Annotated in this window: 9 protein-coding genes and 1 pseudogene; 5 read left to right on the top strand and 5 right to left on the bottom strand. The window is 64.8% G+C overall.

Translation table 11 applies throughout. From position 1 onward, the window contains the following. Window positions 1-19: 19 nt before the first annotated feature. Entirely contained in the window at window positions 20-385 is a 366-nt protein-coding gene (uraH, locus tag CFB17_RS00220) for a hydroxyisourate hydrolase (RefSeq protein WP_088559389.1), read from the bottom strand. A gap of 144 nt (window positions 386-529) precedes the next feature. Here uraH and puuE point away from each other — a divergent pair, with 144 nt between their 5' ends. The 5 genes and pseudogenes from puuE to CFB17_RS19415 all read left to right on the top strand — a co-directional run bounded on the left by puuE (window position 530) and on the right by CFB17_RS19415 (window position 9657). Beyond that, window positions 530-1459, top strand: a complete 930-nt coding sequence (gene puuE, locus CFB17_RS00215; RefSeq protein ID WP_088559388.1) for an allantoinase PuuE — start codon at window positions 530-532, stop codon at window positions 1457-1459. Beyond that, window positions 1456-1965, top strand: a complete 510-nt coding sequence (uraD, locus tag CFB17_RS00210; RefSeq protein ID WP_088559387.1) for a 2-oxo-4-hydroxy-4-carboxy-5-ureidoimidazoline decarboxylase — start codon at window positions 1456-1458, stop codon at window positions 1963-1965. The genes puuE and uraD overlap by 4 nt, the downstream gene beginning before the upstream one ends. Next, window positions 1962-3200 carry an allantoate amidohydrolase gene (locus tag CFB17_RS00205; RefSeq protein ID WP_243389646.1) on the top strand — a complete coding sequence of 413 codons (1239 nt, stop codon included), beginning with the start codon at window positions 1962-1964 and terminating at the stop codon, window positions 3198-3200. The genes uraD and CFB17_RS00205 overlap by 4 nt, the downstream gene beginning before the upstream one ends. Further along, a complete protein-coding gene (locus CFB17_RS00200; RefSeq protein WP_207761872.1) occupies window positions 3184-4425 on the top strand; it encodes an ArgE/DapE family deacylase in 1242 nt (413 codons plus the stop codon). Before CFB17_RS00205 ends, CFB17_RS00200 begins: the two co-directional genes overlap by 17 nt. A 237-nt stretch (window positions 4426-4662) precedes the next feature. Beyond that, a pseudogene (locus tag CFB17_RS19415) lies at window positions 4663-9657 on the top strand (autotransporter domain-containing protein). Between the two features lie 48 nt (window positions 9658-9705). On the opposite strand, the gene CFB17_RS00190 reads toward CFB17_RS19415, so the two are convergent. The 4 genes from CFB17_RS00190 to edd all read right to left on the bottom strand — a co-directional run bounded on the left by CFB17_RS00190 (window position 9706) and on the right by edd (window position 14060). Then, entirely contained in the window at window positions 9706-10344 is a 639-nt protein-coding gene (locus CFB17_RS00190; protein ID WP_088559386.1) for a cysteine hydrolase, read from the bottom strand. A gap of 29 nt (window positions 10345-10373) precedes the next feature. Beyond that, entirely contained in the window at window positions 10374-11786 is a 1413-nt protein-coding gene (locus CFB17_RS00185; protein WP_088559385.1) for an amidase, read from the bottom strand. A gap of 86 nt (window positions 11787-11872) precedes the next feature. After that, window positions 11873-12247 carry a DUF1090 family protein gene (locus CFB17_RS00180; protein ID WP_165769337.1) on the bottom strand — a complete coding sequence of 125 codons (375 nt, stop codon included), beginning with the start codon at window positions 12245-12247 and terminating at the stop codon, window positions 11873-11875. Next, entirely contained in the window at window positions 12240-14060 is a 1821-nt protein-coding gene (gene edd / locus CFB17_RS00175; protein ID WP_088559383.1) for a phosphogluconate dehydratase, read from the bottom strand. The genes CFB17_RS00180 and edd overlap by 8 nt, the downstream gene beginning before the upstream one ends. Window positions 14061-14081: the final 21 nt, after the last annotated feature.

Here is a 14081-nt window from a genome sequence, read left to right as displayed (position 1 = left end):
AGAATCGTGCGCTTGCCCGCTAGCTGCCGCGATAGGTCGAATAGGCGTAGGGGCTGATCAAAAGCGGCACGTGATAATGTTCGTCGGCATCGGCGATGCAAAAACGCACCGGCACCTCGTCGAGGAACGGGTGCGCACTGAGCACGCTTCCTGTGCGCGCGAAATAGGCGCCCACGGCAAAGCGCAGTTCGTAGATGCCGGCTGCCAGCGCGACGCCTTCGAGGAGCGGCCGCTCGCAACGCCCATCGGCGTTGGTCTGGACGTTCAAGAGCAACGATGCTTGCTCGCCCTCGATGCGGAAAAGTCTAATATCAACCCCGGCGGCGGGCCGCCCGTGCGTCGTGTCCAGGACATGAGTGGTCAACCGTCCGACGCCGTGCGGCATGGTCTCGTCACCTTGGCATGATCATCGCTGGAACTCTTTTAGCGCGAAGTCACGCGGCGCCAAACGACGCGGTGACGGGAGCGATTTCTCAGTTGACCGATTGAACCTGAAATTGCGCCGCTTGGTGCGGCAGCCTGGAAGAAAATGGCGTTGCAGACCTATCCCCGCGATCTGATCGGCTATGGCCCAAAGCCGCCGCAGGCCGGCTGGCCTGGAGGTGCGAGGCTGGCCGTGCAGTTCGTCCTCAATTACGAGGAGGGAGGCGAGAACAGCGTCCTGCACGGCGACCCTGCCTCCGAGACCTTCCTCTCCGAGATGATCGGCGCTCAGCCGGTCCATGGCGCCCGGCATATCTCGATGGAGAGCCTCTACGATTACGGCGCCAGGGTCGGGGTCTGGCGCATCCTCGAACTGTTCGACAAAATGGGCATCCCACTTACGATCTATGCGGTCGCCATGGCGGCCGAGCGCCATCCCGAGGTGATCCGAGCCATGGTGCGGGCCGGTCACGAGATCGCCAGCCACGGTTATCGCTGGATCAACTACCAGGATGTCCCGATCGACATCGAGCGCCAACATATCGCAAAGGCGATGGGCATCCTCACGGAACTGGCCGGCCAGCGGCCGCTTGGCTGGTATACCGGCCGGACCAGCCCGAATACGCGCCGCCTCGTCGCCGAATATGGCGGCTTTCTCTATGATGCCGATTCCTATGACGACGACCTGCCGCACTGGGAACTGGTCGATGGCCGGCCGGAACTCATCGTGCCCTATACGCTGGACGTGAACGATATGCGCTTCATGGCGCTCCAGGGATTTTCCACGGCACGCCAGTTCGAAACGTACCTTAAGGATACGTTCGACACGCTCTATGCCGAGAGTGCCGAGATGCCGCGCATGATGTCGATCGGGCTGCATTGCCGGATCATCGGCAAGCCGGGCCGCCTGCCGGGTCTTCGGCGATTCATCGACTATGCGCGTCGCCACGAAGGGGTCTGGTTCTGCCGCCGCGTGGATATCGCGCGCCATTGGCGCGAACGGCATCCCTATCGCGAACAAGGAACAGGGGCATGACCTCCCAGGCATCCCAGCTCACGAAGGAGGAGTTCCTGGCAAAGGTCGGCCACGTTTTCGAACACAGCCCCTGGGTGGCCGAAGCGGCCTGGGATCGTGGCCTGGTGACGGATGCGCACACGGCCCTTGGCGTGCATCGGGCACTTTGCGGCGCCTTTCGCAGCGTCTCGCCCGAGCGCCGCATGCAGGTTCTAAGGTCGCACCCGGACCTGGCTGGCCGGCTTGCCCTCCTGGGCGGGCTCACGGCGCATTCGGCGGCCGAGCAGGCCGACGCCGGCCTCGATGCCTGTACGCCCAAGGAGTTGACGCGCTTTGCTCAACTCAACGACTATTACACTCGCCGCTTCGGCTTTCCCTTCATCATCGCCGTCAGGGGCAAGACTCGGAACCAGATCTTGAGCATTTTCGAGGATCGGGCCGCCAATACGCCGGAGGACGAATTCGAGATCGCCTGCGACGAGGTCGAACGGATCGCCCTTCTGCGGCTCAAGGACATCCTCCCTTGACCCCCGGCGTCCATGTCATGGACCGGCTGGAGACCCTGGCCGGCTGCAGCGACGAGCCTGGAGCCCTGACAAGGCTCTATTTGAGCCCCGCCCATCGGGCGGCGGCAAAGCTTGTCCTCTCCTGGATGGAGGAGGCAGGCCTCGCCGCCCATATCGACCCGGTCGGCAATGTCGTGGGCCGCATCGAGGGCTTCAGGCCGGGCTTGCCGGCCCTGGTCCTGGGCTCCCACATCGATACGGTGCGCAATGCCGGCAAGTATGATGGCAATTTCGGCGTCGTTGCCGCCATCGAGGCGGCCGCTGCCTGCCGGGAAACCATCATGGCGGGGCCCATCGCCCTGGAAGTCGTTGCGTTCGGCGACGAGGAGGGCGTGCGTTTTCCTGCCACGCTGACAGGCAGCCGCGCCTTTGCCGGCACCCTTGACGCGGCGGTCCTGGATCTCGTCGACAGCCAGGGGGTGCCCATTGCAGAAGCCCTTGCCCGCTTTGGCGGCGCACCTGAACGGTTTCGAGACGCGGCCCGGCAGCCGGGCGAGATCCTGGCTTATATCGAGGCGCATATCGAGCAGGGTCCGATACTTCAGGCCGAAGGTCTGCCGGTCGGCATCGTCACCGCCATCGCCGGCGCTTCGAGGCTGGTCTTCACGGTAAACGGCGACGCGGCGCACGCCGGCACCGTGCCCATGGCGATGCGCAGGGACGCGCTGACGGCTTCGGCCGCCATGATCCTCGAAATCGAGGCGATCGCCAGGGAAACGCCGGATCTGGTGGCGACGGTCGGCCAGGCCCAGGTGCTGCCGGGCGCGGTCAACACGGTGCCGGGGCTGGTCCGCTTTTCGCTGGACGTCCGCAGCGCCAGGGATGCCATCAGGAATGAGGCAAGATTGCGGATCGAGGAGGCATGTCGCGCCATCGCCGATGCCAGAGGGGTCCGGCTGGGCGTGCAGGTGACGCACGAGGCACCTGCGGCGCCCTGCGCGCCCTGGCTGCAGGACATGCTTGCCGCCACTGTCGAGCAGTTGGGCGTGCGGCCCTTCCGGCTACCGAGCGGGGCCGGGCATGACGGCATGGCGATTTCGGCCATCGCCCCTATCGCCATGCTCTTCGTCCGCTGCAAGAATGGCATCAGCCATCATCCTGCCGAGAGCATGACGGTCGCGGATGCCGAGCTTGCGACCCTGGCCCTTCAAGACGTCATCATCCGCTTCAAGGATCATCATGACAGAAACGGCTGAAATCGCCATCAGCGACTATCTGGCCAGCGTCGAGCATGCCGAGGTCGAATTCCTTGCCGAGCTGGTCAAAACACCCTCGGACAATCCGCCCGGCGACTGCGCCCCGCATGCGGAGCGGACCGCCCGCCTGCTGGAAGCGATGGGCTTTGAAGTCGAGCGGCATCCCGTGGCGCCGGCGCTGTGCCAGGCACATGGCATGATCTCCGCCACCAATCTTATCGTCCGCCACAGGTTCGGCGAAGGGCCGGTGATCGCTCTCAACGCACACGGCGACGTGGTGGGTCCGGGCGAGGGCTGGACCAAGGATCCTTATGGCGCCGTGGTCGAGGACGGCTGGATGTATGGCCGGGGTGCCGCGGTCTCCAAGTCGGATATCGCCTCCTATGCCTATGCGCTCAAAGCCCTGACGGTCGCAGCCGAGGCGGGCGCGGTCTTCAAGGGAAGCATCGAGCTGCATCTGACCTATGACGAGGAAACGGGCGGCGAGATCGGCCCGCTCCTCCTCCTGCGGGAGGGCTTGAGCAAGCCCGACTATGCGATCGCCGCTGGCTTCAGCTATGCCGTGGTCACCGCGCATAACGGCTGCCTGCATCTGGAGATCGAGGTGCGCGGCAAGTCGGCCCATGCGGCCCTGCCCATGACAGGGATCGACGCCCTGGAGGCTGCCGTTCCCATCATGCAGGCGCTCTACGACTATCGCGGCGGCCTCGCGCTGAAGGAATCGGCTCTTGCCGGCATCGGCTCGCCGCAACTGACGATCGGCCTGATCGAGGGTGGCATCAATACCAACGTCGTACCGGATCGGGTTACGATGCGGCTCGACCGGCGCATGATCCCGGAGGAAACTCCCGAGGAGGTCGAGGCGGGATTGCGCCAGCTCATCGAGCGGGCAGCAGCCAGCCATCCCCTTGCCACGGTCGCGGTCAGGCGCATTCTCCTGGCGCGGCCGCTGACACCGATCAAAGGCAGCGACCGACTGGCCAAAGCGATCGAGAAGCGCGCCACGGCGGTGATGGGCGAGGAAATTCGCGCCAAGGGCGTGCCCCTTTATACCGATGCCCGCCACTATGCCGAGGCGGGCGTGCCCATCGTCCTCTATGGCGCCGGCCCCCGCACCATAGAAGAGGCCAACGCCCATAGGGCGGACGAGCGCCTGCCGCTCGACGATCTGAGAAAGGCGACGCTCGTCATGGCGCTCAGCCTGGCCGACCTCCTCAAAGCCTAGAAAGTCGGCTGGCGCCGACGCGCGAGCCTGGAAAGTCGGCTGGCGCCGACGCGGCCGGACCGGATCACGACGGCGGCTGGAGCAGCGGGGCCGGCCGCGCTTGACCGCATAGCCGCTATTGCGCCGCGGCATCACCCAAAAAGATTTTAAATCCAACCAAATCGTTTATCCCGCATCAACTGCAAGTTTCAGCTAGATTTTTATGATCGGGCGAAAGGATGCAGGGAAAGCGACGAAATGATCGCGATATGGGCAGGCAGGCGGCGCGGCTTCAAAGCTCTGTTGATCCTCCCGGCGATGCCGGCAATCGTGGCATCGCAGGCGCTCGCTCAGAACACTTTTACCGGTACAACGACGTCGACCGGACCGTTCTCTTCTGGTAAATATGAGTTTAAAGAAAGAAGCACACTCAACGCCAACAGCGCCAATACGGTGAGCGGCAAAGCCCACATATATTTTTATAATTATAGCACACTAAACGCGACCGTCGTCGGCGCCATCGACAGTACCAGCCTAGCCGACGGCACCCAGCTTCGCTTTTACGATTACAGCGTCTTCAATATTCGGTCGGGCTTCGCCACCACAGCCACGACCCAGCAGCAATTCTATGGCGACAGCACACTCAACGCGCTGACTGCCAACGCCCTGAATGCCGGAAATTCATTCTACTATGGCAACGCGCAGCTGAACGCTACAGCGGACAACGCCATCAGCGGTGGCAACCAGACCTTCGATGGCGGTAGCGCGCTGAACGCCTCCGCAAACGCCATCAGTGGCGGCGCGCAGTTTTTCCAGGGTTCCTCTAAATTGAACGCCACCGGTTCGGCTGCGTTACATGGGGGCTACCAACTGTTCTACGATAACAGCCAACTCGTTGCATCAGGAGGCGCGATCGCCGCTGGCAATCAAATCTTTAGTGGCAACAGCGTACTCAACGCCAATGCCGCTGCTGCGGTCGCAGGCGGCACGCAGAAATTCGGCGTCGTCAGCACGCGCAACACCAAAGCCGGTCCGAGCGCGCTCAACGCCAATGCCGCTGCTGCGGTCGTAGGCGGCACGCAGAGTTTCGAGGGCATCAGCGCGCTCAATGCCCAGGCATCCAACGCCATCGCTGGGGGCACACAAAGCTTCGTCGGTTCGAGCGCGCTCAACGCCAATGCCGCTGCTGCGGTCGCAGGCGGCACGCAGAAATTCGACGGCACCAGCGCGCTCAATGCCCAGGCATCCAACGCCATCACCGGGGGCACACAAAGCTTCATCGGTTCGAGCGCGCTCAACGCCAATGCCGCTGCTGCGGTCGCAGGCGGCACGCAGAAATTCGACGGCACCAGCGCGCTCAATGCCCAGGCATCCAACGCCATCACCGGGGGCACACAAAGCTTCATCGGTTCGAGCGCGCTCAACGCCAATGCCGCTGCTGCGGTCGCAGGCGGCACGCAGAGTTTCGAGGGCACCAGCGCGCTCAATGCCCAGGCATCCAACGCCATCGCTGGGGGCACACAAAGCTTCATCGGTTCGAGCGCGCTCAATGCCAATGCCGCCACTGCCGTCAACGGCGGGATGCAAAGTTTCGATTACTCGAGTGCGTTCAACGCTGCGGCGGCCAACGCGATTATCGCCGGGACGCAGTCTTTTCACGGGAATAGCAGCCTCAATGCCCAGGTCGCGGCCTCGGTTGCGGGCGGAAACCAATATCTCCTCGAAAACAGCAAGGTTAACGTCTTTGCCGACAATGCGTTGACCGGAGCTGCCCATCTTCACTTCGACAATCAGCTGGGTGGCGTTGGCGGCACGCTCAGTCTGGGCGGCCACATGACGACCGTCGGCGGCATCACGAGCGAAAGCAGAGGCAGCGGCCTGATCACCAACGGTGATACGGACGATGCCATCTTGACCGTCGATTCGACGACGATCGGCGCGGACACGTTTTCGGGAACGATCAACGATGGCGGAACGGGCCGTCTCACCCTCGTGCTGGCCGGCGGAACCCTCACTTTCTCGGGGACGGCATCGCACACTGGCGGCACCATTGTTTCGAATGGCACCTTGCTGGTGGGCGATTCGAGCGGCGCCGGCACGCTGGGCGGCGATGTCAGCGTCCAGCGGGGCGGCACACTCGGTGGCTCGGGCACGTTGACGGGAGAGGTCACGATCGATGGACGGCTTTCAGCCGGCAACAGCCCAGGAACGCTGACCTTTACCCATGACCTGACGCTCTCGCCCGGCTCCACCTCCCTTTTCGAATTCAACAGCCCGGGCGTCGTCGGTGGAACCGGGGTCGCCGGTAACGACCTCGTCGAGGTGGGCGGAAAGCTTACCGTCGCCGGCGCGCTGGAAGCTCGAGTCGCGGCGGCCGGCTATTACCGGTTGTTTGACTATGGCACGCTGGCACCAGGGAGCGGCTTTGCCAGTGAATCCATCGTCTCGACCGATGCGGGCTTCACGCCGGTCAACTACGCCGTGCGGTACAACATCCCGGGTCAGGTCAACCTCTTGGTCCTCGGGACAGGTCAAAGGGTGCAGTTCTGGGACGGCTCGACCGCAACCGCGAACGGCACGGTCGACGGAGGTGACGGGGTCTGGCAGGGGTTCGGCACGAACTGGACGAGCGCGGATGGCAGCGGCAATGCCGGCTGGGCGAACTCCGTGGCCGTCTTCAGCGGCCAGGCGGGGACGGTAAGCGTGCGGGACGACCCTTATTTCGACACGCTTCAATTCTCGACTTCCGGCTATCGCCTCCAGGATGGCACCCTTGCGATCGGCACGGCCAATGGCGGCATTGTCAACGTCGATGCCAATGTCAGCGCTACGATTGCCAGCGACATCGCCGACGGCTTCGGTGACAGGCTGGTGAAGGTGGGCACGGGCACACTCGTTCTGGAGGGCCCCAAGAGCTATACGGGCGGGACGGCGATCGATGGCGGTGTCTTGTCCGTCTCGCAGGATGTCAGCCTCGGCCAACCGGGAGCCGGATTGAGCCTGGCTGGCGGTACCTTGCAGATCACGGGCAGCGACTATGGATCGACGACGCGGCCCGTTGTCCTCGATGCTGGCGGAGGCGCCTTCGACATCACCGACGCGGGCGGCAGCGCGACGCTGGCTGGCCCCATCACGGGGTCTGGGGACCTGACGAAGCTGGGACCCGGCACGCTGGTGCTGACCGGAGCCGACGCCTATGGCGACACGCTGGTTCAGGCGGGCACGCTGGTCGGCAATAGTGCGTCGATCTCCGGCAATATCGCCAATGCCGGGACGGTCATCTTCGACCAGAGCGCCGATGCCGATTTCGCCGGCAGTGTCGACCCGCTCGACGGCACGGCCGGCACCATGGTCAAGCAGGGCACGGGCAACCTGACGCTGACCGGCACCTCAGCGCTCGACTGGGACGTCCAGGCGGGCACGCTGACGAGCTCGGCCGAGCGCTTTGCGGGCAATGCCGCGATCGGCCCGGCCGGCATCTTCGTGCTCGACCAGACCCAGGATGCTGCCTATTCGGGCACGATCTCCGGCCAGGGTGAACTCGTCAAGGCGGGGCCGGGCACGCTGGCCTATGATGGCAACAGCCCGACATTCAACGGCATGAGCAGGATCGAGGCCGGCAGCCTCGTCGTGGGCTCGAGCCTGGCGAATGCCAGCACACGACTGGGAGGCTCGATAACGGTCCTCGACGACGCGACGCTGGGCGGTCTCGGGACGGTCGGGTCGGGTGCCGGCTCGACACTTACAGTGGCTTCCGGCGGCACGCTGGCGCCGGGCGGCGCGCCAATGAGCGGCACCTCGGAGGGCACGCTTACCGTGGATGGCGATCTCGTCGTTGAGCCCGGCGCACGCTACGAGGTCGGCTTCTCCCCGAACGCTGTCGATTTCGTCCATGTCACAGGCGACGCCACCCTGAAAGGGGGCATGGTCTTTCAACTCGGGACGATAAGCAACGCGCAGTTGTACGCCGTTACCACCATCCTGGCGGCCGACGGCCAACTGACCGGCACGTTCGCCGGCGTCTCGTCGAACTACGCCTTCCTCACGCCCAATCTGCTCTACGATTACGCAGAGGGCACTGTCGGATTGCAACTGTCACGCAACGAGGTCGATTTTACCTCGCGCGGTCAGACGCCGAACCAGCGGGCCGCTGCGGCCGCGATCGACAGCATCGGCATGGGCGCCGGCCATATGGTCTACGATGCCATCGTCCGGCTGCCGAACGACGATAATGTGATCAGCCGGAGCTTCAACCAGGTCACGGGCGAGATCCATGCGTCGACAAAGGCAGCGCTGATCGAGGATAGCCGCTTCGTACGCGAGGCGGCGATCAATCGCGTGCGCGGCGCCTTCGGCGGCGTCGCCGCTACGGCCATACCGGTCATGGCCCCTGATACGAACGGCGCCGCGGCAGCACCTGCCGATTCACCTGACCTCGCCACATGGGGTCACGTCTTTGGCGGCTGGGGCTCATTCAGCAATGACGGCAATGCGGGACGGCTCAATCAGGCGACGAGCGGCTTCCTGCTGGGTGCCGATACCACCGTCTTTGAGCACTGGCGCCTGGGCGTGCTCGGCGGCTACAGCCACACCAACCTCAATGCGCCGGACCCGTCCGCGTCGGCCAAGAGCGAGAATTACCATCTTGGGCTCTATGGCGGCACGCAGCTGGGAGCGCTGGGCTTGCGCACCGGCCTTGCCTACAGCCTGCACGATATCGACAGCGGGCGGCGGGTCTCGCTGCCCGGGCTGCGGGAACACCTGGATGGCGATTATCGCGCCGGCACCTAGCAAGCCTTCGGCGATCTTGGCTATCGCGTCGACCTGCCGGCCGTCTCGATCGAGCCATTCACCAATCTTGCCTATGTGAGCCTGCATACCAACGGCTTCACGGAAGATGGCGGCGAGGCCGCGCTGCATGAGAAGGGGCGGACGATGGGAACCACCCTGACCACGCTCGGCCTTCGTGCCGCCAGCACGCTCGATCTGGGCGGTCTGGCGACCACCTTGAGAGGCTCGCTCGGCTGGCGGCATGCCTTTGGCGACACCACGTCAAAGGCTGCCCAGTCCTTCTCGGCCGGCCAGGCCTTCGATGTTGAAGGCGTGGCAATCGCCAAGGACAGCACCCTCATCGAAACCGGCATCGATGTGGCACTCTCGGGGTCGGCCACGCTGGGGATCCTCTATAACGGCCAGATCGCCGCCGACGCGCGCCAGAACGCCTTCAAGGCCACTCTCAGGCTGACCTTCTAGGATGCCTACTCGATCCCGGCCTGGCGAAGGCGGCACTGGCCGGCAGGATCAGGCGGCGTAGCCGCGCGTCTGGCCGCCCGAGGCACCGCCGTTCAGTTCCGTCAGGAAGGCATCGTGCGTCAACGGCCTTGAGAACATGGGATAGTTCTTTTCGACCGAGAGCCTCTGCTCCTCCTCGGAGAGGGCAGCCGTGCAGTCGGTCAGCGTGACGACCTCGTAGCCTTTCTCGTAGGCGGTACGCATCGTCGATTCGACGCAGCAATTGGTAAGGAAGCCGCCGAGAGCGATCGTCCGGATTCCTCGGGCGCGCAGGACGAAATCGAGGTTGGTGCTGGCAAAGCCGCAAAGGCCGCGCTTTCCCTCGATCAGGATGTCCTCATCCTTGGGCTTGAGCGCGTCAACGATCTCGGCACCCCAACTGCCCTTCTTGAACGCGTTGCTGTCAACGACGCCCTTGAGGATCCCATAGGGCGAGGCGCTGATCTCGTGATAATCAGGCGCGAAAGTGATCGGCACGAGGACGATCGTCGCCCCGGCCTCGCGGGCCGCCTCGACCGTCGCGAGCGTATTGGCCAGCATGTTGGTCTTTTCCATCACGCCGGCGACGGCGGCATGCAAGGCGCCCCCCTCGCTGACGAAATCATTCTGGTACTCTATGAGCACGACCGCCGTCGTCTTCGGATCCATGGCGTAACTCCTTGACTAATGATGAACGGCTAGAGAGGCGGGCGCTCGCCTGCCCAGGGCCGGACGGTCTCGAAGGCTCGGGCGGCGCGCAAGACCAGGCCGTCGGCAAAGCGGGGACCGACGATCTGCAAGCCGACCGGCAGCTTGTCCGGCGTGAAACCGCAAGGCACACTGGCGGCCGGATTCCAGGTCAGATTGAAGGGATAGGAGAATCCCGCCCAGCGGATCCAGTCCCACTCATGCTGCTCCCAATGCTCGGGCATCAGGCGATTGACCGGGAAGGCCGCGACCGAGAGGCTTGGCGTGACCAGGAGATCGAAGCGCTCGAAAAAGGCGCGCTGGGCATCGAAGAGCGCGATGCGGCGATCCCATGCATCCATGATCTCGCGCGTGGAGAAGCGCAGGCCCTCGACGGCGCAGGCGACCAGCCCCGCATCCATGCGATCGGCGTAGCTGTCGAGATAGCGCCCGACCCGGCCGCCAATGGCACTGCACCAGAACACGCGCTCCATGGGATCAAAGGGGTCTTCCGGCCAGAGCCGATCCACCTCCTCGACGACGGCACCGGCCTCCACCAGCGCGGGAACCGCCGCCTCGACCGCGTCGGCGACCTCCGGATCGACCCGCAGATAGCCGAGATTGCGCGAATAGCCGATCTTGAGGCCCTTGATGCCTTCATCGAGGGCGGCCACGTAGTCCTCGGCCGGGCTGTCCAAGGTCATCATGTCGCGCGGATGGGCACCGGCCATCACCTGCAGCATCAAGGCCCCGTCGGCGACGGTGCGGGTGATCGGGCCGTTATGCGCCATCTGGTGCAGATTGGAGATCGGCCAGTTCGGCACGCGGCCGAAGGTCGGCTTGATGCCGAAGACACCACAGAAGGCGGCTGGCATGCGAATCGAGCCCGCGCCGTCGGAACCTTGGTGCAAGGGGCCGATGCCAGCAGCGGCGCAGGCTGCGGCACCGGCACTGGAGCCGCCGGGATTGAACCCGTGGCGCCAGGGATTATGCGTGGCGCCGTGGGCCGGGCTGTCGCCGCATCCCTTCCATCCGGCCTCGGGCGTCGTCGTCTTGCCGATCACGATAGCGCCGGCCGATTTCAGCCGCTCGACCAGCGGTGCATCGGCCTCTCCGACCCGATCCTTGAAGATGTTCGAACCGGCGACGAAGGGCAGGCCCTGCATCGTCGTCAGGTCCTTGATCGTCACCGGGATACCATGCAGCGATCCCAGACCTTCGCCCGCCGCCACGGATGCCTCGGCCTGGCGGGCGGCGTCCCGCGCCGCGTCGAAATCCTCGACGCAAAGCGCATTCAGCTTGGGATTTAAAGCTTCGGCTCGCGTCAGCACCGCATCCATGAGCTCGACGGGTGAGAGCTCCTTTTGCGCGATCTTGGCGGCGGCGACCGTCGCGGGCATGAAGCAAAGATCGGTATCGGCCATGCGACCTCCTGCAGTTAGCGCAAAATCGAACCTAACGGGTTTGCTCCTGCGTCGTCAGCAAGGGATCGCGAATATCTGGCAGCCCCCTAGCGTTTCAGGCGCGAGGTCGCCTCCGCGAGGTCGGTCTGGGCCTGAATGAGATCTTGTTGCGCCCTTGCCTCCTGCATCGAATTGCCGGAAGCCCTGGCAGCCTGGAATGCCTGTTGCTTATCCGCCAGTGCCTGCTGCTTGGCTAAAAGATCCTGCGCGGAGGTGGTGACCTCGGGGCTGCAATCGGACTTGATCGAGGCGATTGCCTCAGCCAGGCCCGGCACCTGGCTGGTAACGCCGTTCATCCGGCCGGCATCCAGCTGGTCCACCAGGGCACGCATGCGCTCGTCGCAGGAAGAGCCCGCCCGGGCAACGGGAGAGGCCAGAGCCAGCACGACGACCGCAGCCGCAAGGCGGCGAAGGTCAGGCAAAGACCGACGCCCCTTGGTCGGCCGCACTGACCAGCGAGCGGAAGCCTGAGAAGAGCTCGCGCCCCACGCCTTTATGAGCGGCGGCGAGATCCGCATCTGCCGGCGTTCTTGCGGCAAAGCTCGCCTGCTCCACCTGAACCTGGATGACACCCGCTTCGCCATCCACACGGACGACGTCGCCGTCCCGAAGACGAGCGATGGGGCCACCATCCAGGGCTTCGGGCGTGAGATGGATCGCCGCCGGGACCTTGCCCGAGGCGCCGGACATGCGCCCGTCGGTCACGAGTGCCACCTTGAAGCCCTTATCCTGCAGGACGGAGAGGCCCGGCGTCAGCTTGTGCAGTTCGGGCATGCCGTTAGCCTTGGGTCCTTGAAAGCGGACGACGACGACGACATCGCGGTCGAGATCGCCCGCCTGGAATGCCGCCTGGGCAGCATCCTGGTCGGCAAAGACCCGGACCGGCGCCTCGACGACGCGCTTGTCGGGCTTGACGGCCGAGATCTTCATGACCGCTCGGCCGAGATTGCCCTGGAGCAGCTTGAGGCCGCCATTGGCGCTGAAGGCATTTTGCACGGATGCCAGCACGGTGGGGTCGGCCGAGTGACTGGGTCCGGCTTGCCAGGTGAGGCCAGCGGCCCCCAGGACAGGCACCTTGCGGTAGAGATCGAGGCCTCCCTCGCCGGCCACCGTCCGTACGTCCCTGTGCAACAGGCCCGCATCCAGGAGCTGGCCGATCAGATAGGCCATGCCGCCTACCTCGTGAAAGCGATTCACGTCCGCCAGCCCATTGGGATAGACCCGCGTGAGGAGGGGCACGACTTCGGAGAGGTCGGCCATGTCGTCCCAGGTGAGCTTGATGCCAGCGGCCGCCGCCATGGCGATCAGATGCATCGTGTGGTTCGTCGACCCGCCCGTGGCATGCAGGCCCACTACGCCGTTCACGATGGCCCGCTCGTCGACGATCTCGCCCACCGGCGTATAATCATTGCCCTCGGCGGTGATCGCGGTCACCCGCTTGGCGGCGGCGCGGGTCAGGGCCTCGCGCAGCTCCGTGCCGGGATTGACGAATGAGGCGCCCGGCAGATGCAGGCCCATGATCTCCATGAGCATCTGGTTGGAATTGGCGGTACCGTAGAAGGTGCAGGTGCCGGCTGTGTGGTAGGAGGCAGCCTCGCTCTCAAGCAGCTCAGCACGGCTCACCTTGCCCTCGGCGAAGAGCTTCCTGACCTTGGCCTTCTGTTCGTTGGGAATGCCCGATGGCATGGGCCCGGCCGGCACAAAGATCGCCGGCAGGTGGCCAAAGCTGAGGGCTGCCACGACCAGGCCCGGCACGATCTTGTCGCAGATGCCAAGGAAAAGCGCGCCGTCGAAGACGTCGTGACTGAGAGCTATCGCAGCCGCCATGGCGATCACGTCGCGCGAGAAGAGCGACAGCTCCATCCCGGCCTGCCCCTGGGTGACGCCATCGCACATGGCGGGCACGCCGCCCGCTACCTGGGCGATCGCCCCTGCCTCGCGGACCGCCGCCTTGATGAGATCGGGATAGGCGCGGTAGGGCTCGTGCGCGCTCAGCATGTCGTTATAGGAGGTGACGATGCCGATATTGGCCAAGACGTCGCCCTTGAGGCCGTCTTTGTCATGCGCATCGCAGGCGGCGAAGGCATGGGCGAGATTACCGCAATCGAGCCTCGCCCGCTGCGGCCCCCGCGTTCGCGCCTGCATGATCCGCTCAAGATAGCGGGCGCGGCTTTCCTGGCTGCGGCGCGCGATCCGCTCCGTCACTTCGCCGATACGCGCATTCAGCCCGCCCATCACCCAAATCCTCCCATAGAG

Source organism: Arboricoccus pini (assembly GCF_900187945.1).
GTDB classification, from domain to species: Bacteria; Pseudomonadota; Alphaproteobacteria; order Geminicoccales; family Geminicoccaceae; genus Arboricoccus; species Arboricoccus pini.
This window is presented reverse-complemented; position numbering and strand designations above follow the sequence as displayed.

What these genes read in the sequence shown, in the direction of transcription:
- puuE (WP_088559388.1), top strand. Translation starts at nt 530, where the DNA reads ATGGCGTTGCAGACCTATCCCCGCGATCTGATCGGCTATGGCCCAAAG.
- edd (WP_088559383.1), bottom strand. Translation starts at nt 14,060, where the DNA reads ATGGGCGGGCTGAATGCGCGTATCGGCGAAGTGACGGAGCGGATCGCG.
- uraD (WP_088559387.1), top strand. Translation starts at nt 1,456, where the DNA reads ATGACCTCCCAGGCATCCCAGCTCACGAAGGAGGAGTTCCTGGCAAAG.
- CFB17_RS00200 (WP_207761872.1), top strand. Translation starts at nt 3,184, where the DNA reads ATGACAGAAACGGCTGAAATCGCCATCAGCGACTATCTGGCCAGCGTC.
- CFB17_RS00185 (WP_088559385.1), bottom strand. Translation starts at nt 11,786, where the DNA reads ATGGCCGATACCGATCTTTGCTTCATGCCCGCGACGGTCGCCGCCGCC.
- CFB17_RS00190 (WP_088559386.1), bottom strand. Translation starts at nt 10,344, where the DNA reads ATGGATCCGAAGACGACGGCGGTCGTGCTCATAGAGTACCAGAATGAT.
- uraH (WP_088559389.1), bottom strand. Translation starts at nt 385, where the DNA reads ATGCCGCACGGCGTCGGACGGTTGACCACTCATGTCCTGGACACGACG.